At 34.2% G+C, this 591-nt stretch carries 1 pseudogene; it reads left to right on the top strand.

Annotation, left to right across the window (positions count from 1 at the left end):
* A pseudogene (locus tag BWI92_RS26880) lies at positions 1–302 on the top strand (adenylosuccinate lyase); the annotation flags it as partial.
* Positions 303–591: the final 289 nt, after the last annotated feature.

A 591-nucleotide genomic window follows, 5' to 3' on the forward strand; every position in this document is an offset into this window, starting at 1 on the left:
ACATCAGATTATTGCATTGACGGCCTTATTGAGAGGTTTGAACAAATTGGAATTGAACCAAGATGCTATCAATACTGACCTTGAAGATAACTGGGCCGTTGTAGCCGAAGCGATTCAAACGATTTTACGTCGTGAAGGTTATCCACAACCTTATGAGGCATTGAAAGCCTTGACTCGATAAAAACGAAAAAATCACGTCAAAAACAATTGCAAACTTTATCGATTCGCTTGAGATTAGCGATAAAGTGAAATATGAATTAAAACGTATTTCTCCGTTTAATTACCTTGGAATCTTGGAGTAAGATATTGGTCTTCAGCTATTGGCAATAAGTTTTCAGCAACAAAAGCTGTTTTCTAAAGTGCTCAAAAGTAAGATTAATGCCTTTATTCTATCATTTTTGTATTTTTTGAAAACTTTTTTGAAAAAACAAAATTTCGAATTAAGTTTGCAAAAAATACAAAAGCAGATTTTCTAAAAAATGACAACAAATTTCAAAAATAACAGCATGGTGGATGATTGTCTTGAGAAAGGATTCTGTGTAAGTTTCTCTGGAGGAACTAGCGGAGTTAGTGCCGACCTCAGTTTAAGCC

The sequence above is a fragment of the Flectobacillus sp. BAB-3569 genome (assembly GCF_002270355.1).
Lineage (GTDB): Bacteria > Bacteroidota > Bacteroidia > Cytophagales > Spirosomataceae > Flectobacillus > Flectobacillus roseus.